The sequence below is a fragment of the Bradyrhizobium sp. B120 genome (genome assembly GCF_049075665.1).
Taxonomy (GTDB): domain Bacteria; phylum Pseudomonadota; class Alphaproteobacteria; order Rhizobiales; family Xanthobacteraceae; genus Bradyrhizobium.
In genome coordinates this window covers 2,187,029-2,209,017 of sequence record NZ_CP185242.1, presented here as the reverse complement: position 1 = coordinate 2,209,017, position 21,989 = coordinate 2,187,029, and the positions used below count along the sequence as shown (strand labels likewise).

The 21,989-nt window shown below is 59.4% G+C and carries 12 protein-coding genes and 3 pseudogenes; 10 read left to right on the top strand and 5 right to left on the bottom strand.

Features of this window, described 5'->3' with window-relative positions; all coding sequences use genetic code 11:
• Nucleotides 1-130 precede the first annotated feature (130 nt).
• The 4 genes and pseudogenes from ACOIX3_RS10380 to ACOIX3_RS10365 all read left to right on the top strand — a co-directional run.
• Entirely contained in the window at nt 131-1,159 is a 1,029-nt protein-coding gene (locus tag ACOIX3_RS10380; RefSeq protein WP_420969655.1) for an LLM class flavin-dependent oxidoreductase, read from the top strand.
• A 1,147-nt stretch (nt 1,160-2,306) separates the two neighbouring features.
• Entirely contained in the window at nt 2,307-2,681 is a 375-nt protein-coding gene (locus tag ACOIX3_RS10375) for a NolY (RefSeq protein WP_420969653.1), read from the top strand.
• Nucleotides 2,682-2,967: 286 nt separating this feature from the next.
• Nucleotides 2,968-3,273 (top strand): hypothetical protein, encoded by a 306-nt coding sequence (locus ACOIX3_RS10370; protein WP_420971989.1) that lies wholly within the window; start codon nt 2,968-2,970, stop codon nt 3,271-3,273.
• A pseudogene (locus ACOIX3_RS10365) lies at nt 3,245-3,307 on the top strand (DUF2274 domain-containing protein); the annotation flags it as partial. The gene ACOIX3_RS10370 and the pseudogene ACOIX3_RS10365, both read left to right, overlap by 29 nt.
• A 57-nt stretch (nt 3,308-3,364) precedes the next feature.
• Here ACOIX3_RS10365 and ACOIX3_RS10360 read toward each other — a convergent pair.
• Complete coding sequence (locus ACOIX3_RS10360) at nt 3,365-3,649, bottom strand: hypothetical protein (RefSeq protein ID WP_420971988.1); 285 nt, start codon at nt 3,647-3,649, stop codon at nt 3,365-3,367.
• A 100-nt stretch (nt 3,650-3,749) separates the two neighbouring features.
• On the bottom strand, nt 3,750-3,902 hold the full coding sequence (locus ACOIX3_RS10355) for a hypothetical protein (protein WP_420969652.1): 153 nt from the start codon (nt 3,900-3,902) through the stop codon (nt 3,750-3,752).
• A gap of 105 nt (nt 3,903-4,007) precedes the next feature.
• Between ACOIX3_RS10355 and ACOIX3_RS10350 the strand changes: the two genes are divergently transcribed.
• The 3 genes and pseudogenes from ACOIX3_RS10350 to ACOIX3_RS10340 all read left to right on the top strand — a co-directional run bounded on the left by ACOIX3_RS10350 (nt 4,008) and on the right by ACOIX3_RS10340 (nt 9,934).
• A complete protein-coding gene (locus ACOIX3_RS10350; RefSeq protein WP_420969650.1) occupies nt 4,008-6,719 on the top strand; it encodes a DUF5695 domain-containing protein in 2,712 nt (903 codons plus the stop codon).
• 75 nt (nt 6,720-6,794) lie between these two features.
• Nucleotides 6,795-6,905: pseudogene (locus ACOIX3_RS10345) on the top strand (transposase); the annotation flags it as partial.
• A gap of 2,297 nt (nt 6,906-9,202) precedes the next feature.
• A complete protein-coding gene (locus tag ACOIX3_RS10340) occupies nt 9,203-9,934 on the top strand; it encodes an outer membrane protein (protein WP_420969648.1) in 732 nt (243 codons plus the stop codon).
• A gap of 370 nt (nt 9,935-10,304) precedes the next feature.
• Here the strand turns inward: ACOIX3_RS10340 and ACOIX3_RS10335 are convergent, their stop codons facing one another.
• Together ACOIX3_RS10335 and ACOIX3_RS10330 are read right to left on the bottom strand one after the other, a co-directional pair.
• Nucleotides 10,305-11,030: a LuxR family transcriptional regulator gene (locus tag ACOIX3_RS10335; RefSeq protein ID WP_420969646.1), complete on the bottom strand. Its 726-nt coding sequence runs from the start codon at nt 11,028-11,030 to the stop codon at nt 10,305-10,307.
• 624 nt (nt 11,031-11,654) lie between these two features.
• The gene (locus ACOIX3_RS10330) at nt 11,655-11,777 is read right to left on the bottom strand and encodes a hypothetical protein (protein WP_420969644.1); all 123 of its coding nucleotides are present in this window, start codon (nt 11,775-11,777) and stop codon (nt 11,655-11,657) included.
• Between the two features lie 1,910 nt (nt 11,778-13,687).
• Here ACOIX3_RS10330 and hemN point away from each other — a divergent pair.
• From hemN to ACOIX3_RS10315, 3 genes are all read left to right on the top strand, one after another.
• On the top strand, nt 13,688-15,022 hold the full coding sequence (gene hemN, locus ACOIX3_RS10325) for an oxygen-independent coproporphyrinogen III oxidase (protein ID WP_420969642.1): 1,335 nt from the start codon (nt 13,688-13,690) through the stop codon (nt 15,020-15,022).
• A 2,076-nt stretch (nt 15,023-17,098) separates the two neighbouring features.
• Entirely contained in the window at nt 17,099-18,391 is a 1,293-nt protein-coding gene (locus ACOIX3_RS10320; protein WP_420969641.1) for a carbohydrate porin, read from the top strand.
• 387 nt (nt 18,392-18,778) lie between these two features.
• Complete coding sequence (locus tag ACOIX3_RS10315) at nt 18,779-20,872, top strand: prolyl oligopeptidase family serine peptidase (protein ID WP_420969639.1); 2,094 nt, start codon at nt 18,779-18,781, stop codon at nt 20,870-20,872.
• Between the two features lie 149 nt (nt 20,873-21,021).
• Here ACOIX3_RS10315 and ACOIX3_RS10310 read toward each other — a convergent pair.
• Nucleotides 21,022-21,844: pseudogene (locus tag ACOIX3_RS10310) on the bottom strand (IS701 family transposase); the annotation flags it as partial.
• Nucleotides 21,845-21,989 lie beyond the last annotated feature (145 nt).

Sequence of the window (21,989 nt, the reverse complement as noted above, 5' to 3'; positions counted from 1 at the left end):
ACATCGTGCACGCTCAGAACCACGCATCCCAAAGAGACGACGCTGAGCGCCAATGACGAACGAGACGAATTTGGGCGCGATGGCATGAAGCCACCCGGACCCTATTCCACAATCGGACGGAGATGATCGAGTGAAAAGCGACCTTCCTTCAAGACTAACTTGCGGCATTTTCGACCACTTGGACGACGACGGCCGCGATGTCGCACGACAATACGAAGATCGTCTCAAGTTGGCGGAGGCGTGCGATTCTCTGGGCTTTTACGCTTATCACCTGGCCGAGCACCACTGCTCACCACATGGCAGAGGGCCGTCGCCGAATCTGTTTCTATCAAGCGTCGCGCAGCGTACCCAGAAACTGCGCTTTGGTCCGCTGGTATTGTTGCTCAACCTCTATCATCCATTGCGCGCATTCGAAGAGATCTGCATGCTCGACCAGTTGAGCGGCGGCAGGCTTGAGCTCGGTATCGGACGGGGCTCGCAGCCGATCGAATGGGGCTATTTCGGCATCAGTGCGGACGCGGCACCAAGCCGTTATGAGGAAGCCAGCGAAATCCTAAATATCGCGCTGAAGGGGCATACGCTATCCTATCGGGGACACCATTTTGAGCTGAGCGAGATACCTTTAACTTTGAGGCCTCATCAGCGTCCATATCCGCCGACCTGGATCGCGAGCAATCGGGCCGAGTCGGCGGAGTGGGCCGCTGCAAATGGCGCTAATCTGGCGTGCGTAGGCCCCTCCTCCGCTGTCCGAAACATTACGGATGCCTTCCGCTCCCATCGCGCGCGCAACACAACCGCGAACGGTCGAGAGCCATTTCTTGGGTTGCTCCGCATGGTCGTGATCGCGCAGTCTGACCAGGACGCCCATGCCGCCGCCGAAACTGCTTATCGACGATGGCTGGAGAGCTTCAAATTCCTTTACGAGCGGAACGCCATTCCGACACCACCTAACCTGCCGCTGAGCTTCGATGCCGCGCTTGAGAGCGAATTGTGCGTCGTCGGAACGCCAGCTTCCGTCCGACAGCTCCTCCTTAATCAGATGGAGCAGGCAGGTGCCAACTACCTACTTTGCCAGCTTGCATTCGGGAACCTTCCGTTGGAGATTTCCCTATACACCGCGACCACAATTCAATCCGAAATCATCCCTCGGCCTGGGTGACGAGGTCTATCCGAGCTTTGCGCCTCAATAGGCCAACGCATCGCTACCTCCGTCTATGATCGGGCGTCCTGCCGACCGCAGAGGGCATATTGGCCGGAGATCTGGACCTCTCGCCTGCACTGCAGGAGGTCGACCGACAAGAAGGACACCAGAGCGCGCCTCGAGCACCATCATGTCAGCTGCTTGACCGATATCATCAGCAATGACGTGATTGGCTTCGGGCGCGCTGGCATGACAAGCCGAATCGATTCATATGGGCTTGGCCTAGTGCGTCATCCAAAGCAGGTTGATCCTGCTCGCGCGCGCTATCCGGGAGCTGGATGCGTCCCATCAAAACTTTCGATTTTACCGGTTTTAGTCAAATACCCCATAGTCGAGATCGCCGGTTTCCGGAAAGCACCTTTGACGACGTCGTGTGACAATGGACCCTCTTTGCTTTCAGCGTAGTCGCAGGGCAACTCAAATCCCTCGTGCCTGCATCTCCAACGCGACTCCCCACTCTTTCAAATCGACACACGTGCGGCCCCGCTGCAGTCAGATGGCCCATCGCAACGTCTGGCGCGCAATCTATCGCGTCGTCGCCGACCCAATTGCCACCACCCCAGAGGCGCCCCAGAAGATTGGTTCTCACGCACTCTCATTGGCCGGGGTTGATGCGTGGCGCCGCCCAGAACTCGGACTGGCAAACAGCGGTCTTAGCAAGCGTGGCCTGGACTTGTCGCCTTGAACAGCTTGGGCAGCGCCATCGAACTGGCACTGTGGCGGGCCTGCCGGCGACGCAGTGCTGGCTGCCAACCGACTATCCCAATTGCGAGACACATGTCCTCCGGTCAGGACGAGGCACTGCTGTTGACCTGTGCGACCAGACCAGCTTCGCGGTCTCACTGCCCGGCCACTACGTCGTGTGATCGGAGATTGTCGTTCCGCTCGCGTGCTCGGTCTTGCCCGGCGGCGGTCGCCCACACCTGCTTCCCACAATCCGGACCGTCGCCATCTCGTCCTGTGCGCCGCTCTCGACTGACCGCACGCGCACGGCCCTATGCGGCATTTCGTTCCAGCCTCGCATCCGCCACCTCGCGGGTCGGAAAAACGAGACACACATTCTTACTCGGCCTACCCTGCTGTTTAATTACTCTGGAGCAACACCGTGGAACTTGACCCTTCCAATTCACGCAAACAGGACCTCGAGGATCGCATCGACCTGCAACTGGACATCGTTGCCGCGCTAGTCGGCGAACAAGGCAACCAGCTCGAAACGATCCGACTACTTAACGTGCTCACAAACGAAATGATCACGGCAGAACTGGAGCTTAGCCGGCTCGGCGATACGAGAACCGGTGGCCGCACCGGCGATGGGCGAACGACGCGAATGTCCCGGGACCGCGGCGTTTATTATCCAGAAGACCTTCTGGTCTTGGGACGCGTTTTCGATCAAGCGGTGGCGGCCTTACCGGCAGCTCTGCGAACTCCTGCCAACCAGATGAAGATCGCCACGCTCATTCTGTCGCGTGCAAGGGAGTGAGATGCCGCCTGGCACTTTTCTGTGGTTGACGGCGCGCTTACAGAACGTTCACTGCTGAACTGAAAATCGCATTGCGACCTTGCACTGAGTACCGCAGCGAGGTTCGCGATTGGATGGGCTTACCATTGCGCGAGCGTGCCGATTCCACTGGTTTGCCCATTTCGCTGCCGTCCCCAATCGCCGCCGGATTCGGAAGGGCAGCGCCGTACTAAACGATCTTGCGCCGAGATGGTACAGCTACTTTTGCCAACCTCGCGGCCGATAGCGGAGTCGCGCGAAGCAACGCATGAGCGTGAAGCGCGGGTACGGGTTGATCGCCGGTCTAATGCTTGACTTTCCCCGGACGGTTGCACCCCTGTTGCGGCCGCATTGCCCCTTACACGCCCACAACGAACTACACGCCACACTTCTTGGCAGGACGACAACGAACCCTCCGATCGGCCAGCAGTCCGTGCAGCGCCAGTTGAACATCCAGCCGGCGCTGACTATCCTGCCAGGCTTCCCGGTGCGGTTTATCGTGACGCGCGATTTCGTGCTGGCGCGCTACGGAAAGGGAGGACGCCATGACCAGGCGCAGGCTTGGGCCCCTTGAAGAGGACAATCCGGTTAAGCTCACGATCGGACTGCTGGCGGCGTTCTTCGGGGATATCAAGAGCTACGTCGAGATTCTGACGCGTAGTCGCTCAGCCTGCTCCTGGGGCAGTCGAGAGATCCGGATGGCGCTCCCGAAGCAGGTCGAGGAACGGACGCAGCGATGGATTGCCGTTGGCCTGCCGCCAATAAGCGCGAAAGCTCAACCGTGTCGGCCCCTCGGCATCATGCACCTCGCGGAAGATGACACCAGGATAGGCAGCTCCAGTCGCACTTTCCAATACCAGCAGGATACCCCAGCCCGCGCCGACCAAGATGAGAAGCCGGTCGAGCCCGACATCGTGGCGAGGCAGCAGGCAAGCGTCGAAATATCCCATTTTGCTGATGAGAGCTTGAGGAATTCCGGTCCGGCGCCGCGCTGTGACGACAACAGCGGTTCGCGCCTCAGTTCGCCCCAGTGGACCACATCACGACCTGTCAGCGGATGGTTCTGGGGGAGTCTTTGTCGTCGACCGGGTCTTTGCCATTGGCAACCAGGCCCAAAAGCCGCTTGGCCTCCTTGGGTGCAAGGGCTGGTGTCCAAGGGGCACCGTGAGGACCGATGGTGACGAAGCGCTGCCGACCGAACACTCGGTACTTGAGAACGTATGTCGCTTTGTCGCGTTGACGTTTACGGCGGGAAACGGCACGCCTTGATCATCCGGATGGGGCAATACCGGATACGGTTGATGACGAATGTCCAAAGTCTGGACGTATACGCGTCGCACGATGCTGTTGGGCAGTAGCTTCTTGGGTAGCGCGTTGTTCGGGGGCGTTACGGTGCCTACACCCAATCGGCCGCAGCGCAAGGTTGCCATGGTGTTGAAGGCGGCTGACTCTCCCTTCGTCGTTGGGTGCACACAAGACGGCATTACCTCGTTGCGTTATCGTAACGATACGTATGACACGGATTATGTCCTGCCTGGAGCCGTGCTGGGGACGGCTCACGCTAGAGTTCGGCGTGCCGGATCCGAGTGGCATACGCTTCGAACCGGCGTTGATGCAACGAAGCCGATGCATAGCGCGGCCCTTGAACTAGCAGCCCGCGATGCCGGCGTCCTTCTCACGACCCGCCTCGCAGTCGACGAGGCTGGATTGACGTGGGAGATCATGCTGCGGAACGACGGCATGGCGAGCGTGGAGGTTGGCGACCTCTATTTGCCCATGCCGATGAACACCGAATTTCCGGCAGGGCAACCGGTGTCGGCGGCTGTTTTGAAGCACAGCTTCGTCTCGGGGCATGGATCGCACATCTTCTGGATTCGCGGCAACAGCACCGGTCCCCTCCTCATGCTCTTACCGGACGCGGACACGTCACTGGAATATTGGGATGTCCACAAGGATTCGGCCGAAGCCAGTGGGACGTGGTGCGCCTACATCTTGGGCGGGGCGGCCGCCGGCGAGGCAGTGGCGGGCGGGACTCGCTGGCGACAGCCGACCCATTCCCTGTCCCTGTCGCCGGCCGAGGAACGGCGTTACCGTCTCCGCTTCCAGTGGGTTGCCGATTATGAGGCGGCGCGCAGGGCTATCGCGGACGCCGGTCTGGTGGACGTGGAAGTAATGCCGGGCATGACGGTTCCCAACGACCTGCATGTCGACATCGCGCTCGCGTCCTCCATTCCGGTGGAGCGAATCGAAGCGGAATTTAGCGGCGACACGGTGGTGCAACGGTTGCCGGATCGGGCTGGCAGGCGACTGTGGCGGGTCCGGTTTTCGCGATTGGGCGAGAACCGGCTGACCCTGCACCAGCCGGGTGCCCGCCAGACCTTTCTTGAATTCTTCGCTACCGAACCCGTCGAGACGATGATGAAGAAGCGCGCAACCTTCATCGTGAAGCGGCAGCATCGTGACCCGTCCAAATGGTACGACGGTTTGTTCGGCGAGTGGAACATGGAGACGCAGGTCCTGCTTGGCCCGGACAATTACGACCGGATCAAGGGCTGGCGCATCTACGAGGTGACGTGCGACGATCCCGGACTGAGCAAGCCCGCTTACCTCGCGACCAAGAATGCCGAGCATCCTGATCCGGCGGAAGTGGCGGCGCTGGACCGGTATATCGATACGTTCGTCTGGGGCGGGCTGCAACGTACCACACAGGAGGCATACGCCTACGGCCTCTACGGCATACCCGATTGGAAGCAGAACCGGGAAAGCAGCGATCCCGGCCCAAAGGGCCGCCTGCATATCTGGCAGCCTTATGACTATCCGCACATCTTCGCGATGTATTTGGCCATGCACCGCATCGCGCGTGACCATCCCGCGATACCCACCCGCCAGAGCGCACGAGATTATTTGGTACGCGCCTACGGTACGGCGCTGGCCATGTTCACGGTGCCGATGCGCGTGATGATGTGGTCTGCCTACCACACCGGCTTCTACAACGAATGTGTGATCCCCGAACTGGTTTCGGCGCTCACGACAGCGGGCTTGCTGCGCGAGGCGGCGACGCTGGAGGCGCACTGGGCGCGTAAGGTGCGCGCCTTCGTCGATCCGAAGGCGGACCTGTTCGGGTCGGAATATCCGTTCGATTCCACAGGCTTCGAATCAACACAGGCACTGGCGCGCTCGGCACTTGACGACCCTGTCGCCATGGGGGTTTCGAAGGCGGCAGCCCGTGCCTTCGCGGAGCGTCAGATCGCTGCAAACCTGTTCTGCCGTGGCTGGCTGGAACCTGCTTATTACTACCTGGGCAGCGATTATCGCGGGACTGCGGGCGACGCCTATACGCTGACCTACATGGCGCAGATGGGCGGCTGGGCGCTGCTTGATCATGCGCTGAACGATGCAGACGACCCGCATCCGCTCCTTCGTCTCGGCTATGCGTCACAACTCAGCGCGTGGGCCTTGCTGAACAGCGGCCCTGCGTCGGTCGGTCATGGCTATTGGTATCCGGGCGAGGAGAATGACGGCGCGGCCGGTGGCGGCTTCGAGCCGGCGCCGAGCGGGACCACATGGCTCGGTCAGCCGCATCACCGTGGAACGTGGTATTACTCGTGCGAGATCGACCTGGGATTTTGTGGGGCGGTCCGCGCTGCTGCGACGATCGTTGCCGACGATCCCGTCTTTGGGCAGGTTTGTCACGGTGGCATCATGGAGACGTTCGCTCACACCCTGCGCATCTGGCCACGTGATGGCGTGCGGCGGCGGCTCAACGTGCGGCTCCAGTCTCTCCGATTGGACTTGGTGCTGCTTGACGCCCGATTCCGGGCGGATGGACCGATCATTCTGAATTTGGAGGACGGGTGGATCAGCCTTACGCCTGAGCCCTTTGCCCCATCTGCATCGGGAGTGACGTTCGAATTGCGGTACGATGACGGGAGGAAGCGCAAGGAAGTCGTCGACATCACGGACAGCCAGATCGTGGTCCGCTTGCCTGTGGCGCGCTTACCGCGGGTTCAGGTTCGCTAGTGTTGCCGATTATCGGGTGCGATCGGCACTTATGGCCTGCTGTTCCACGCGGCTTCCGAGCCGATGACAATCATCGCCGCAAATCCCGAGCATCTCGGCGCACGAATCCGCATCACCGCGGTGCTGCATACCTCGGGTTCAGCGATGACCCACCATCCGCACATCCACATGATCGTGCCGGGTGGGCATCGGCGGCAAATTCAATAATCGTTGAATATGGAAAAAGTGAATGCCGGGGCCGCGCTCACCCGGGAGAATCGCCTCCAGACTAGTGCGTACGCAGATTTCGCGCATGAGCTAACCCCAACGCGCCACCCTCGCAAGCGATTGCATTACAATAGTCTTTCTTCCTCACTTTTCGCACCAGCCAGCTTGACGCGCGCCTTCGGAGGGCAAGGCTCAAGAAGACATGAATTGTTGCGTCGCACGTGGCTTTTCCGCGTCGCGATAGGGCTGGCAGAGCCGGCCGAGGCTCGTTCGGTAGAACGCCCGAATCGGATCACCCGCGCTTTTGTGGACCGCATGATACCCAGGACGCCGCGGCCCGTAGGCCATATTCACCATGTGTTGCTTTAAGCTCGTTCTAAATTGGTCGATTAGAACACCCAGGGTCCGAGAAGAAGAGTCAGCGTCAAGGCTGCGGAGCAATCCAAAGATCGTTGTCGCGATTGCCCTGCATCTCGTCATCCTCTCCTTTAGTGCGCCTTACTCGAGGAAACGCCGCGACCAAGTGCACGGGGCCATGCAACAGATCGACGGGCATGCCGCAGAGACGTGTCACAAAGCAAACGAGCAATGTGCGGAATACGTCACACGATTGGAAGACCACATCATAGAACACGGACGGCATTGCAGCTAGAACGCTCCTTGGCTTGACGCTGCGAAAGCGTGGCGAACGGCCACTTCGTCAAGGACGGCTGTGGCAGCGACAAGTACGGGACCGATCTTCCGATTGCTTGGAAGACGAGCCACCAGTGTTGGCCGACACCCAGCACCACGGCCAATGGGACAGAGACGCACGCGACAACGCAGTTCGATTCAAGCGCCTGAGATTTATTCGAATCGAGCTTCGCACTACGACATTCGGTCATCCGAACTTCAACAATCATCTATATAAACTTCATTGTAGCGCCGAGCGCAGCTCGGTACGCGAGCCGGCCGCGAATCTCTTGCTTTCTGGGACAAATCGCAGGCGCTCGGTTTCGCCTTGGACAAGTTACTTCCTTGTCACGACGTCGAGTGAGGTTTTGAGATGGATCAGGTCTTATCCGAACAAGCGAAAGTGCCAGAGGCTCTCGTGAGCGTCGCATTTGACAAAGCGTGGCGCTTTGTCGAGAAGGACCCGTTCCTGGCGCACAATCTCAAGACAGTCCTTCATAGCCGATTGCGAGCTTTCCTAGAGTTTTCGATAAGAAACGGCGAACGGAATACCTTGCGTCTAGCAAACGAGGCGATACGTAATTTGCGCGCAGAACTGGCACCGTCGACCAAACAGTAATGTCGTTCGCACCTCCACTGGCAGGAACACTTCGCTTTCGTTACGGCTCTTCGTGATCTTCGGAAGTTAACCCCGCATAGATCGTGCTCGAGCTAGCCGTCCTCCGCTAGCATTCCGCTCCGCTGAAGGCGAACCACGACTACTGTTGCCTGTGCAAACCTCGTGGCGCTGGGCGACCAGTCAGCTCAAAGCCCAAGCACCGCGATGACGAGCGAGACATGCGCTATCCTTGCGCACACGATGCATGCGATAAATTCCGCCCTGCCGTCGGCTCAACGCAAGCTTGCGCACATTCAGGGTCGCGCTTCGCCAAGCGCGGCGAACACTGCGCTGCAAAACAGCCCTAAACACGAGCCCGGCTGAGTCGGACTTTTTGTCGCTCCCGCGAGCGCTTATAGATCGAGCAACATCGCGCAAGACCTGCGATCGGACCGGCTGAGCCGTAAAGTTCGAGGCCTTGACGGATTTTATCGATGATCGCCGCGCGCGTCACGATCGCAAACGGCAGCATGGTCGTCCTGTTGGACGGATGAGCTTGATCGTCCCTCGAATAGTGTTTTTCTCAACCGCCCATCATCTGACGAAACTCAGCTGGACAGCGAGCGTGCACCGGCTGGTGTTGCACAGCTTGGCTTTGAAGCTGGTTAGTGACGTGAGAGCAAAACACGCCGCACCGCTGCGTTGCCCTTCGTCGACCATCGTGAGCGGATTGCCTTCTAAGAACGAACACACGAATCGATCCAAGACTGTCAGTTCATTCAGCGTGGTTTGGTCCGGGTTTACCGTTCGCTCACCATGATCCACTCTCGGTTCGGAAAACCTCTGTCGCGGCTGTGCATGATGACGGTTGCGCGTTTCACAAGCTGACGCCGCGTGCGATTCGACCCATTTCTTCCGAAACAATGTTGTGCTGCAGTTACAGCAATTCGCGATGATGTTGCTAAGACGCAAGGCGCCGGGGGGCATCGAAAGGAATGATACTCGAATGAAGAATGTTCTGATTCTGGCTGCAAGCATCGGCGCACTCAGTGCGGCCGCTCCCGCATTCAGTGCGGACTTCGCCGCGCAGCCGGTCAACATCCAGGCGCCTCCCCCTCCGCCGCCGATCGCAGCCGCAATCAACGACTGGACCGGCTACTATATCGGTATCAATGGTGGCTGGGGATCGAGCCACAACTGCTGGGACTTCAATGGCGTCACTCCGGAGGGCTGCCATAATTCAACTGGTGGCAGCGTCGGCGGCCAGATTGGCTATCGTTGGCAGATCTTCAGGACGGTCTACGGCATCGAAGGTCAGGGCAACTGGGCCGACTTCAGCGGCTCCAATGTCAGCACCGCCTTCCCAGCAAGCACCGTTGGCACCAAGACCGATGCGTTCGGCTTGCTCACCGGCCACATCGGCTACGCTTTCAATGCCGTGCTGCTTTACGCGAAGGGCGGTGCTGCGGTGACCAGCAACACCTATCACATCAACCCAGTAGCTCCTGGGCCCGAGATTGCGAGAAACAACGATGTGCGTTGGGGCGGCGCGCTCGGCGCCGGTGTTGAAGTCAGCCTCACGCCGAGCTGGTCAGCTGCCGTCGAGTATGACCACTTGTTCATGCAGGGCAGCAATGTAACCTTCCCAACAGCCGTTGGTTCCGACCGCGTCCACCAGGATGTCGATCTCATTACGGCTAGGCTCAATTACAAGTTCAGCCCCGTGTTTGCCAAATAATGATCACCACGCGCTTGCAGCGGTGAATCGAGAGCCCCGACCATCGGCCGGGGTTCTTTCTTTAAGCGCTCCTCTCTCCAACGGTATCCCTGCAGCACTTTCCGAAGCCCCAGGCTCGAGCTCGTCAGCGATCCCTGGCTGGATGGCACGACGTCGCCGAGCCCCAACGTTGGCGGTCCACGTCAGTTGACTCGACATGTCATCTGAAGGTTTCGGAGCTCCACAACCTGACGCAGCGTGAGGTTTCAAATCGCTCGTCTCGACGGAGCGGTGTGTCTGCGGTTTCGGCAAATAGCGCCATGCTGAGACTTGCCAGAAGCCGGGAGCAACAATTTAGCCAATTGCCGCTTGCTTCACTCTCGCGAGGAATTCACAGAACATTAAGGCGAAGCGCCATAACGATGGCTTGGATTCGGCTGGTCGCCCCCAGCTTTCGCATCGCGTTCTTAATATGAAAATTGACTGTATTTTCGCTGATTTGCAGGATCTTCCCGATTTCCCATGACGATTTCCCCTCCGCCACCCACCGCATGCAACTGATCTCCCGCTGCGATAGTGCCACTTTTTTCTCACGACCATTATCGCAGGGGCGTGCGATCTCGCCATAGGCGGTGTGAAAGTGCCAGGCCAGTGCGTTGAGGTGACCGATGCGGTCCTGAGGATCAGCATCATCGGACGGAGATGCAAACGACACCACAGATACGCGGCCCAACGGCCCAAACAATGGCACGCTCATGCCATGCTTCAGGCCTGCCTCTCTGGCCTCATCGAGTACGCGCCTCTCGTCGGGCTGAAGTTGATAGTGGTCGGCGAGTTGATCCCACAAGAACGGCCGCGACAGCATCGGCGTCCGCCGGATCACAGGATCGATGGTGTGGTACTTGCGTTTGAAGTATCGGTCGCACCAGTCTGGCGGCCACTTCACGGCCACGGTGGGGGGTGGATACTCCGCCAGCCGAAGTGGATCGACGAAGTTGAGGGCGCCGTAAGCAACTTCACTGAAGCCCTCCTCAGTGGCACAGCTTACAAGAAGATCGAACAGCGCTCTGAGCGAATGTGTTCGGTTTGCGCATTCAGTGAAGATAAAGAGATCCATGATGGGCGCCTCAGGACGCCGATCAAGGTCGGTCTCACGCGGAATTGCGCTTGTTTCAAGCGGAGCCAAGTTCCATTGCATGACCTGAACTCTTCGGTTTGTTCTTCGTGAAGTCTGGAGCGCTCGCATGCTGCGTCAGACGCCCATCCCGAATTCGTTGCGTGCAGCCAGCCGCGGCGCGTGATCGTCACCGTCAAACAGCCGAGGTGCTGCCGCTATCCTTCGTCTGATGCTGAACGGCACGCCGCAACCGCAGCGCCGGTGCCCATTCATTGTGATCTGTCCGGCTCGCTCGCGGATGGCGCACGGGCGACATCGAATATCGCTGCAGGGCTGTCCGTGTTGATGGTCTGAGCTCTCGGTGCCGACCTAAAGCTGAATTGCCCTGGTAATGCCGGCAGTGACAGTAGGTCTGGCCGACATGCACGACCAACCGATCGGAAGCGGTCCGGCCGTCCTAAAGACCCAGCTAGCGATACGAACCAACCAGCACCAGCGGCTACGGCATCGGCACAGGTCAGATTAGGCTGCGCAAAGCCGAGGTCCGGCCTGAATGACACTTCGTTCCGTCTCAAGGCCGAGCACAAGGAGGCCGTAGGCGCTGCAGTTCGCGATCTAGGTGAGCTAGAGCACGTCGGCTCGCTTGACCGAGCCGGATTCCACCTGTTCTGTATGGGCATCGATGCCCTGCTTGCTGGCGAAGATGACAGGGGCGTCATATTTCTTCCGAATCTTGCGGATTTCCATCGCTAGCCCTTGGCTGATCCTCCGCCTTTCGACGGCGTCGAGGACGCGATCGATGAGCAACGCGCAACAGTCGACGAAAACGGTGACCGCCTGGCATCAGTGCCCGGCCTCTGAGCGGTTCTGTCGTGCCGGTCCGGCGCGAATGAATCGAGGGGGCAAATAATGGTCGCATCCGAGACGCAACGGGAGATACGCCGAGTCGCGAGACCTGTTTGATGCAGAGGACACTTTGCATGCGCATCTCAAAAAGGGAGAGGACCTCGGATCGGACCAGCAAGTGTCGTACCAATTGTTGGGTTCGCTATAATCAACCGACCAGACAAGGACTTGACAGGATGGGGATCGGTTCGCGCCCCGTTATACGCATTGAAGCAATCGTGACATCGGACGGAAACGCGACAGCGCCATTCGCGCCAACTGCGGGGAGCGGGCTCGATCGTCGCTCCGTCTCTTCGGTGGGGCGACCTGCCAGCACGAGCGCATGAGCCCCGCAAAGTCGACACTGCTGCTTGCCTCATCCGGCTATCACCCCAACGGTCTCGCCAGGCGCTGGGATTGTTTGGCAGACTTTCGGATCTCGGCTTTGTGCAGTCGCTCAAGGTTTTGCAGCTTCCGTCGCCCCCCGGGAGCTGCTCCAGATGTGGCATTCCCATCAGGTTCCATTCGAGGACGTCGAACGGATCGCGGGGATGCTGCCGATCCATCGCCGCAACCAAATCGTCGTATGGCTACGATCAACAGAGATAACCCAGGATCCATACCGATCTCGCGCCTGGGACGCCGGTCATGTCCGAGGGACCTCGCCGCCTCTTGGACGACGCAGCTCTCGCGTTGACGAATGTCGATAAGGGCCGACCGCGGGCGAGCTCTATCCATCGACGCGTCACATGGCGGCGTATGTGAAGCAGTGAAAGCTCAGGAGTGTCGGATTGATGCGACAGCACCGATAAGGAGCCGAACTGCAAAAACTGCGCGAGCTTTCGCGAGGATCGACCGCGGCCACGCGTAAGCAATCGCAAAGAACGAACGACATGAAGTGCTGAAGCGGAGCAGAAACATATCGCAGTTCACCTTCACATGCGAGGAAGCTGACCTGGCTCACGTTCGTGATCAGCAGCACCCCAACTTGGTTGTGAATTGGTGAGTTGCCTGGATTTGGCGACGAGACGGAACGCTGGCGAACCAAGGCGCCCCGACGCACTTTGCCGGGGGTGGAAGTGCGCCGGGCCGGCCCCGACATCATCAGTACATCCGTGATGACGCTTGTGGCAATGAGACAAGCAGCGTGGCGGAATTGAGGCTCATCCATTCCTTTAACTCGGAGCTCAAAATGTTTTCATGCGCGGCTCCAAGGGACTTGAATCGCACGTAGCGTCAAGTTGTACGATCTCGCGGTTGACGTGTTTTCAGGTTCATGAGCTCTCCTACCGCATTGATCCTGTGCTGCCGGACTGAACGTGATCTCGCCAGCCTTCCCGTGCTCCACCACCCGGCTGTGGCGCGATTTCCACATCCTGGGTCGAATACCATGAGCTCAGCTTTTCCACGGAAAACCAGCTTGAGATGGCTGGGGGGCAGTTTGGCTCGCCTTGGGGTGAGGCCTTTCGATTCCTGTTTTCTTCACAAGAGACTGCACCTCAGTGGATGCAGAAGCGATGTGCCTTGCGCAGGTCAGTCGGGAGACGTCTAGCCGCTTCAGCCGTGCTCATACGACACGTTCATTCTTCCAAGGGCATCCAAATGATTGGCCGCGAGTCCCACTCGCGCTCTCGGTCGCTCAGCCGCCATGGCAGTGACATCGAGAATGGGACCCAGATTTCAGGACCAAAGTGGGCGCGTTGACATAACGCAAAGACACAGGGGACAGCATAGGTCAGCTTCATGCTGTATCAGCATGGGAATATTAAGCCTTGCAGCCCTCACTCCTGAACAAGTATTGCGATGCTCGTCTGCCTTGGTACACCATCTACCCAACCGTACCTGATTTCTCTGCGACCGTCGGCGCCAAGGCTTGTGAGACATGGTTGAGGGGGCTGCCGCCGGACGAACCCGTATCGCTCTATCTCCACATTCCGTTCTGCCGGGCGATCTGCTCGTATTGCGGCTTCCCCACAAGCCTTGCTCGCAGCGAGCGGCCGATTCGTGATTTCTTGGCGGTGCTGCGGGAGGAGATTCGATTGGTCGCAGAGCAAGCGCCGCACGCGCTGCCCGTCAGCGACGTGCATTTTGGCGGTGGAACGCCGACCACCATCGCGCCGGCCGATTTCCTGGCCCTGATGGAAGTCCTGCGCCACTGCTTCGCGTTCAGCAAATCGGCTACCGTCGCCATCGAGATCGACCCCCGTGCGTTCACGGCCGAGATGGCCGAAACCCTAGGAGCGGCCGGCGCCAGCCGCGCGAGCATCGGCGTCCAAAGCTTCGACCCTCTGGTCCAAAGGGCAGTCAACCGCCTCCAGAGCGAGGCGCAGACGGCTTCTACCGTCGAAAGCCTTCGCCAGCATGGAATCAGCCGCATTAATTTCGACCTCCTCTTCGGACTGCCACATCAGACGGTGCAGTCCTGCGTGAACTCCGCGAGGACGGCGCTGGCCATGCAGCCCGACCGGCTTGCGGTTTTCGGCTACGCCCACGTTCCCTCCTATATGAAACGTCAGCGCCGGATCGATGAGGCTGCGCTGCCGGACAATGTTGCGCGCGCCGAGCAAGCCGCGGCCGTGGCCGATACGCTTGTCTCCGCCGGCTACCTGCAAATCGGGCTCGACCACTTCGCCTTGCCGAACGACGAGCTCACGCTGGCGCAGAAAGCCGGTCAGCTACGCCGCAACTCCTTGGGTTATTCGGCCGATACCTGTAAAGCCGTGATCGGCTTCGGTCCATCAGCCATCGGCCGCCTCCGTGATGGTTACGTCCAGAACGAAACCACAACCGCTTCCTATAGCCAGCACATCAGAGCTGGCCGTCTGCCAATCGCTAAGGGCTGCTGTCTCACGGCCGAGGATCGGCTCCGGGCCGCAATCATCGAGCGTCTGATGTGCGATTTGCAGGCCGACGTACCCGCAATCTGTGCTGCTCACGGATTTGATCCGATTGCTGTTCTCGATTCAGCTGACCGCTTGGGAATGCTCGCGGAAGACGGGATAGTGGACATCGAAGAGGGTTTCATCCGTGTCAGGCAGGAGCACCGTTTTGTCATTCGCGCTGTAGCTGCCGCTTTCGACACTCATTTCGACCGCGCACCATACTAAAATAGCCACGCATGTGACCACACTCCAGACGCATCAACGCTTCTCGCGAACGAGTAATCGGAACAATGCGCCCCGGGACGCTGCCGCCCTCCAAAGCTTCGGGCGTCTTGCCGCCACAAAGCGAGCGCTTTGCGAAACTACGGCCCACCTCCTCGGGTGCGAATGAGGATTCGGCCACGCCTGTAGCCGTCTGAGACGTCAGGGCTCGCCTGTCTTCGGTCTTGCGATCACTGGCGCGCCTCCGACGGAAACAGGTCCCTGTGGTTTGGACCGCCCAACGCGTTTCTTGGCTGGTCTGGAAACAGCTTGGGTTGGCGACGAGGGAGGGACGGAAGGAGCAGAGGGGACGGGCATTAAATTCTGCAGGGACTCGATCCGCGAACTCAGCGCGGTAATCTGATCCAAGGTTGCTTTGAGGTCCTGCCGCTGGGCATCGAACCGGCGGTTGAGTTCTGCGACCTCATCGCTGGCCTTCTGCTGGGCCCACTTTATTTCGGACAGGGATGCCCTGTCCACCGGTGACAGGTCCATCGTTGGAGGGACTTCCCGGGCGACCGGCGTCTCGACAAACTCCCCGAGGTTGGCCCAAAAATAGGCGCCAGCAGCACACGAGCCGAGGATGGCGAATAGGAGCGCCAAAACCCAGAGAATGCGTCTTGGCGGTCTGTGCAAGAGCGGCCGCAAGTCCGAAGCGGCCGCTTGATCCATCATCTCCATCGTCCCTCACCCAACATCCCTGTTCCGAGCGACTTGCTTCGCCGACGCGACAGCTTGCGACGCTCACGTGTTCCTGCGGCAGCGAGGACAATATCATTCTTCTCAACCTCACCCTTTGCGCGGACCCCTGCATTATGGCGCCACCAGCGAGCAACAGTTCTCGTCTTCGTCGGCGATCGCGCAGCATTTTCCAGATCGTTGCAGATTCTTTGACGGCGCTCGAATGCGAACGCCACTGCTCCCGGAGTCTCTTCGCGATCGAGCCCGACTTGCGGCTTTGCCGCGACCCGCGACTTCATCGAACCGTTGCACATGGTCAACTACCAATCTCGGCAGATTGATCGAGATGACGGGTACATGGCAAACGTGACTAACGAAAGCCGCACACGTCAAGGGACTCCGAATGCAGGACAGATTTGGCCGGTCCAGCCGAGCCGAAGGATTTACCAACTGCTCGTCCGCCCCAACCAAAGCTGCTGGAAGGCTTATTCCTCTGATCTCCCGGGCAACCATGATGGACGTTGTGGCGCGATCGCCGGGCGCACAGGCTCCAACGCTCACTGACCTCCGGGCCGATCGATTGTCTTGTCTTTCGGTCACGACGGTACCAAGGAAGCTTCATGAGGCCACGTCTCGTGGACGTCGCCGGCGAAGCTTGCTTTCTGGTAGCTGCCATTGCACCGAGAAAGGCGCCTTCGATCAAAGTATTCGGTACCGCCAGAATCCTCCGCCCCACAGTGAAGCAAGGTCGTCGTTCGCAATGTCTTGGTGGCGAGGACAGCTGAGGCTCCGCACGGGTCGCAGCCAGCATCTCGCCGAGCCCGCGCGCGCCGCTCGAACGATGCACAAAGCAAGGTGCAACCAGATCATGCTTGCGCCCACCAGTGACGAGGTCCGGCAAGGCTAAGCGGAATTCGCCGGGATGAAGGGATATCCTGCTGTAGGGCGTCCCCCTCGTCCGCCCTCTGACGCGAAAAATTGGGAGTCCGCTCTGGGCCAATCAGACCGGAGTTCAATCCATTCATGGCTAGCAGACACGAACCAAAGTGCCCTACGCGTGATTGCCTTCTTGCGACGATATCGCCTCGGATAGACTCGGTTACGGCGGCACTTTCTATCAACTTTCGACCAGCGGGGAAGCGACGTGGGCTTGCCATTGCACTTTTGCTAGCGGCTTGTCTGGTCGGCAATTCCGTGCTGGCACAAGCCGCTAACGAACCTGATCCCAAGAGCGGCACCGCGGATCGGGCCAACAGACGAAGAATTCAAAGGCCTTCCGATCTGGCCACAAAGTTCCGGATCGGCATGATCGGTCGGGCAATCCACTCTCGTGCCTGGGCGCCAGTAGTAAGTCCCGACATGTCTGTCGACAAGATCAACAGTGCGGATAGGGCTGCTCAGGTGAGAACACAAAAGACGATCGAGCCCTTCGCAAGGTACGAAAATCTGCGTGAAAAGGGGCTGTGGCTCGACATACCTGGCCCTGCCGATACGATTGATCAGGACAAGCACGGCATCAGATCCGCGCTGGCAGACGTCGGCATCGGCTATATCGGCTGGACACATAACACCTTTGCAAACAACCAGCTGCCGAATGCAACCAGAAGCAGCATCGCCAACCAGCTCTATATGGGTCAGAATCCGACGTTTGCTACAGCGAACTTCATGATCGTCACTTACGATCTCAGCCGGTTTGGCGTTCCCGATGGCCAGATCGTCGTGGGAGCCGAGCAGCAATACTGGACATGGAAGCGCCCGGGGCCAGATCGAGTGGGACTGAATACGCTCGCCTACTATCAGACCTTCTTCGACAGGACACTCGAACTCAAACTAGGTTATCTCAGAAATCAAAACGAGTTCACCGGCACATTTTTCGGAGGAGGGATCTCGGGATCAAACATGTTTGCCTTGTTCCAAGCAGGCATGAGTACCAATGCCGCGCCCACGCCCGCGGTCAACCTGAAGTACAATCTTGGTAATCGCTTGTACAACAAAGTCTCCGTGCAGCGCTCGATCAGCCCAGATGGTCCCTATGCGCAGATAACCGAGAATCTCTCCGGCTTGAACTGGAGCACAGCCAACGCGGGCATTCTTTTCGTTGATGAACTTGGCTACAAGAGCAACGCCGCTACCGGCGTGCCCGACACGTGGCTGCGCGCGGGCGTCGGCTTCAACACCAGTCACTACAAGAACCTAGCGGATCCGGATCAGCAAAGGGAGAGTGGGAATAACTTTCATTACATCGCAGCGGACAGGCAGCTCTCGCAGAGTGACGCTGAGGGGGCGCCATCTCGCGGCATCTACGGCGGATTCTCGGTCATGGTTGCTCCGGCTGACCTGAACAGAATCAGCCGGTATTACGAGCTTCGTCTTTATGCGAAGGGACCTTTTGATAGTCGGCCCAGTGATCTGATTGCTCTCGTTGCCACCAACACGGCCTGGAGCAAGTTTGCGGTGGATGCGGCCTTGGCTGAAGGGCAGCTTGCGCATCGCGATACCACAGCAATCACGGGAACATATACCGCGCATCTCGCTCCGGGGATATATGCAAGCGTCGGGATGTCATACATTCATAACGCGACGAGCGTCACACACACGCCCCAAACGGAACATGCCCTCAATCTCCTGGTGTCCACGTTGATATTCTTCTGACTCATCGAGAATGCTCACCAATTCGGCCCGGGACGCCCGCTTCTGATGAATTGCCTGCCGATCGCGACGACGACTGGCGAGACCGGCCGCGCAGCGATATCCGCAGCGCACGCTGGTACCATCGCGACGGACGTCACAATGCCAGCAGTCGCAAGAGACAGGTTCTTTATTCGAGCTTCAGTCATTTTGACGATCGCGGCTGCGCGGCATCTTAGCAGCCCGAACGCCGATTCACCGCAATTGGGCGTGCGACATTCAGCTCGCAGGAATCATCTTGAATTATCCCGAGCGTCAGGATGTAGACTCGGACGGTCGTTCAAGGTTGAAGACTGCGAGGCTTTGATGCGGCGATGGGCGTGCGCATCAAGGCCAGAAGTGGAGTGAAGCGTGGTCAAAGCAAGCGCGTCGGCAAGATCACCGGCTGGAAGGCCGACCATCCTCGCTCCTGATGATGATCCCTATCTGTGGTTGGAGCAGATCGAGGGCGTGCGGGCGCTGAAATTTGTCGAGCGGCAGAATGGCAAGACGCTGCAGGTGTTTGGCGGAATGGCATTCGAGCGGGATCGGGACGCGCTGGCCTCTATTTACGATCGAGAGGACAACATCCCCTCCGTCAGCCGACGCGGCGGCTATCTCTACAATCAGGAGAGCGACGCCGACAATCCACGCAGCCTGTGGCGACGAACTACACTGGAAGAATTTCGCAGGCCAAACCCGTCATGGGAAGTTCTGCTCGACATCGATCAAGTGGCCGGCAGCGAAGGCGAAGACTGGCTTCTGAAGAGAGCCTTCCTGCCACTAAATCATGGACGGGCGATTTTGGCGTTGTCGCGCGGTGGCAGCGATGCCGTCACCCTGCGCGAGTTCGATACGGAGGTGAAAACCTTTGTCCGGGATGGCTTTGCCTTGCCGGAAGCGAAGAGCGACGTTGAATGGCTCGATTCGGATACGCTGGTGCTGACGAGCTCTCATGGGCCGGGCATGGCCACCGACTGCGGCTATGGGCGCACGGTGCGGCTGTGGCGGCGCGGTACCCGGATCGATCAAGCTCCGGTGATCTTTGAGGTCCCAGTCGATCATGTAATGGCATGGTGCGGTGTCGACCACACCGTCGTGCCACCACGGATGTGGTTCGTCGATCAGCTGGACGCCTTCGACTCTTTCTGGTGGCTTGGCGATGAAACGGGCGCCACGACGAAGCTCGATCTTCCAAGCGACATCCGCCTGCAAGCCCATGGCGACTGGCTTGCGATCGGGCCACGCAAATCCTGGTCTGTGGCGGGGCAGACCTATGCCGCGGATCAGGTGATCGTTATCTCGTTGGCAGATTTCCTAGCAGGCAACCGCAAGTTCGAGGTTTTGTTCGAACCGGGCTTGCGCCGCTGCCTGCAAGAGTTCTTCTGGAGCGCCGGCAAGCTTGTGCTTTCCATTCTCGACGAGCTACGGCCCTCCTTCGAGATCTGCACGCCCTCTGATCATGGGTGGCGCCGCACGCAACTGCACGGGCTTCCCGATATCGGGGTTGTCGACGTCGGGCCCATCGACAGCGAACCGTCCGAAAGCAATGGCGACCTGCTCGTCATCAGCCAGGATCCGCTCACGCCACCTTCGCTGATGCTGATCGAGAATGGCATCGGCAGTCCGGCCGTGCTCAAGCGGGCGCCAATGACCTTTAACCCGGATGGGCTTGTGGTCACTCAACACGAGGCCATTTCGATCGATGGCGAGCGCATTCCCTATGTCCAAACCGGTCCGGCCGGCGAGAGCGGCGATGCGCCGGTCCATATGAGCGGCTATGGCGGCTTTGGGATTTCGTGGATGCCACACTACGATCCAGCGCTTGGCAAGCTTTGGCTGGAGCGGGGTGGCACAACGGTTCAGGCGAATTTACGGGGCGGCGGTGAGTTCGGCACGCGCTGGCACGATGCCGGCCGGCTCGCCGGCAAGAAATTGTCGCATGACGACTTCGCGGCCGTCGCCGCCGATCTCGTGCGTCGCGGCGTGACGAAGCCGAAGCGGATCGCGGCCCAGGGCGGATCGAACGGCGGCATCCTCATCACCAATATGCTGACGCGCTATCCGGAACGCTTCGGCGCGCTGTTCTGTACGATCCCGCTGATCGACATGCGCCGCTATAGTAAGCTTCTGGCAGGAGCTAGCTGGATCGCGGAATATGGCGACCCCGACAAGCGCGCGGATTGGGAATGGCTCAAGACTTACTCCGCGTATCATGCCGCCAAAAGCGGACAAAAATATCCGCCGATCCTGATCGCCACCACGCGGCGAGACGATCGTGTTCATCCTGGACATGCGCGCAAGATGGCAGCGAAGCTCCAGGCGATGGGTTATGAAGCCTATTTCTTCGAGCTGGCTGCGGACGGACATGGCTATGGCCGAGACAGCAAGGAACACGCCGGCTTCGAGGTCCTGGGCTTTCGATTCTTGAAGAGCAAGATCGGCTGGTCAGATGGCGAGGCTTAGGGGGCGCAGTCCCGTACGATCCCACAATTCAAGGTGATTGTTGGATGACAGCGATGTCAGGGCGCAGAGGAGCCATGAAGGCAGCGGCTGGCTCGACCAGAACAGCTAGACGCTCTTCGAATCCCCGCTTTCCCGTCAGCGGCCTAATCCTACTGCGTCACAAACGATGATCTGTCTAGTGGTCGAACTTGATCGCACAACAAGGACATCTCGACAGCGTTCGGACGAGCCCATGTTCGAGGCGCCGTCGCATCGTCGCGATCGAATTTGGAATGTGACGTTGGGTCCGCAGCGGCAGATCCGCGGGGTCTGTAATCTGCGGGAATGCGATCGAGCGGGATCGGCCGGGCGCGCCGAGCGCGTGAGGGGGGAATCGTCTCCCGCTCGGAGATCAGGAATCCGTAGGCTGCGATGCACATTGTTGCGTGATGATGAAAGCCGCGCCAGCCGCGTCCCTCGAAGTGGCCGAGCCCGACCTCCTGCTTGAGTTCCTGATAGTCGCGTTCGATGCGCCAGCGCAATTTAGCCGTCTCAACGAGAGTCCGGAATGCCACATCCTCCGGCAATGTCGAGAGCCAGTATTTGGTAGGCTGGTCCTCGCCTTTTGGCCATTCGATCAGCAACCATTCCTCCAATCGCCGGGTGGTTTGCCAATAATCACGATGCGCGGCGCGGACCCGCACGCGTGCACAAGCGCGAGGTCAGATTTTCGTTCGTTCCTTGCCGCCACGTGATGGTGCGCTAAGCTTTGGCCGGCAGGCCGATCGCGAGCGCCTTGACAGCGGCCGGCTGATGCTGACGGTTGCGGCGCATCAGTTTCGGTGGACGGCCGCGGCCCGACCATGGCTTCGGCGGCAACGGACCGGTGCCGGGCGCCCATACCGTTGTGCTCGACAGAAGACCCGCCACATAGGTCAATCCCAGCGCCGTGATCTCCGTGCGCAGGTCGCTGTTATTGCCATAGCCCGCGTCTTTTGACGCCATGCTGAAGGATCGGATGTGAGGCGCGACGCAATTGCGACCTTGCCCGCCTGGTCGACCAAGCCATGGTTACCGAGCCGTTCTCGTCGCGCAAGCCGCCTACTTGGCGGTAAGGCCGCGGGTAGCGACGGGTCTG

Coding starts and splice junctions, on each gene's coding strand:
- ACOIX3_RS10350 (WP_420969650.1), top strand. CDS start 4,008: ATGTCCAAAGTCTGGACGTATACGCGTCGCACGATGCTGTTGGGCAGT.
- ACOIX3_RS10330 (WP_420969644.1), bottom strand. CDS start 11,777: ATGGAAATCCGCAAGATTCGGAAGAAATATGACGCCCCTGTCATCTTC.
- ACOIX3_RS10360 (WP_420971988.1), bottom strand. CDS start 3,649: ATGGGATATTTCGACGCTTGCCTGCTGCCTCGCCACGATGTCGGGCTC.
- ACOIX3_RS10370 (WP_420971989.1), top strand. CDS start 2,968: ATGAGCGTGAAGCGCGGGTACGGGTTGATCGCCGGTCTAATGCTTGAC.
- ACOIX3_RS10340 (WP_420969648.1), top strand. CDS start 9,203: ATGAAGAATGTTCTGATTCTGGCTGCAAGCATCGGCGCACTCAGTGCG.
- ACOIX3_RS10335 (WP_420969646.1), bottom strand. CDS start 11,030: ATGGATCTCTTTATCTTCACTGAATGCGCAAACCGAACACATTCGCTC.
- ACOIX3_RS10320 (WP_420969641.1), top strand. CDS start 17,099: ATGTCTGTCGACAAGATCAACAGTGCGGATAGGGCTGCTCAGGTGAGA.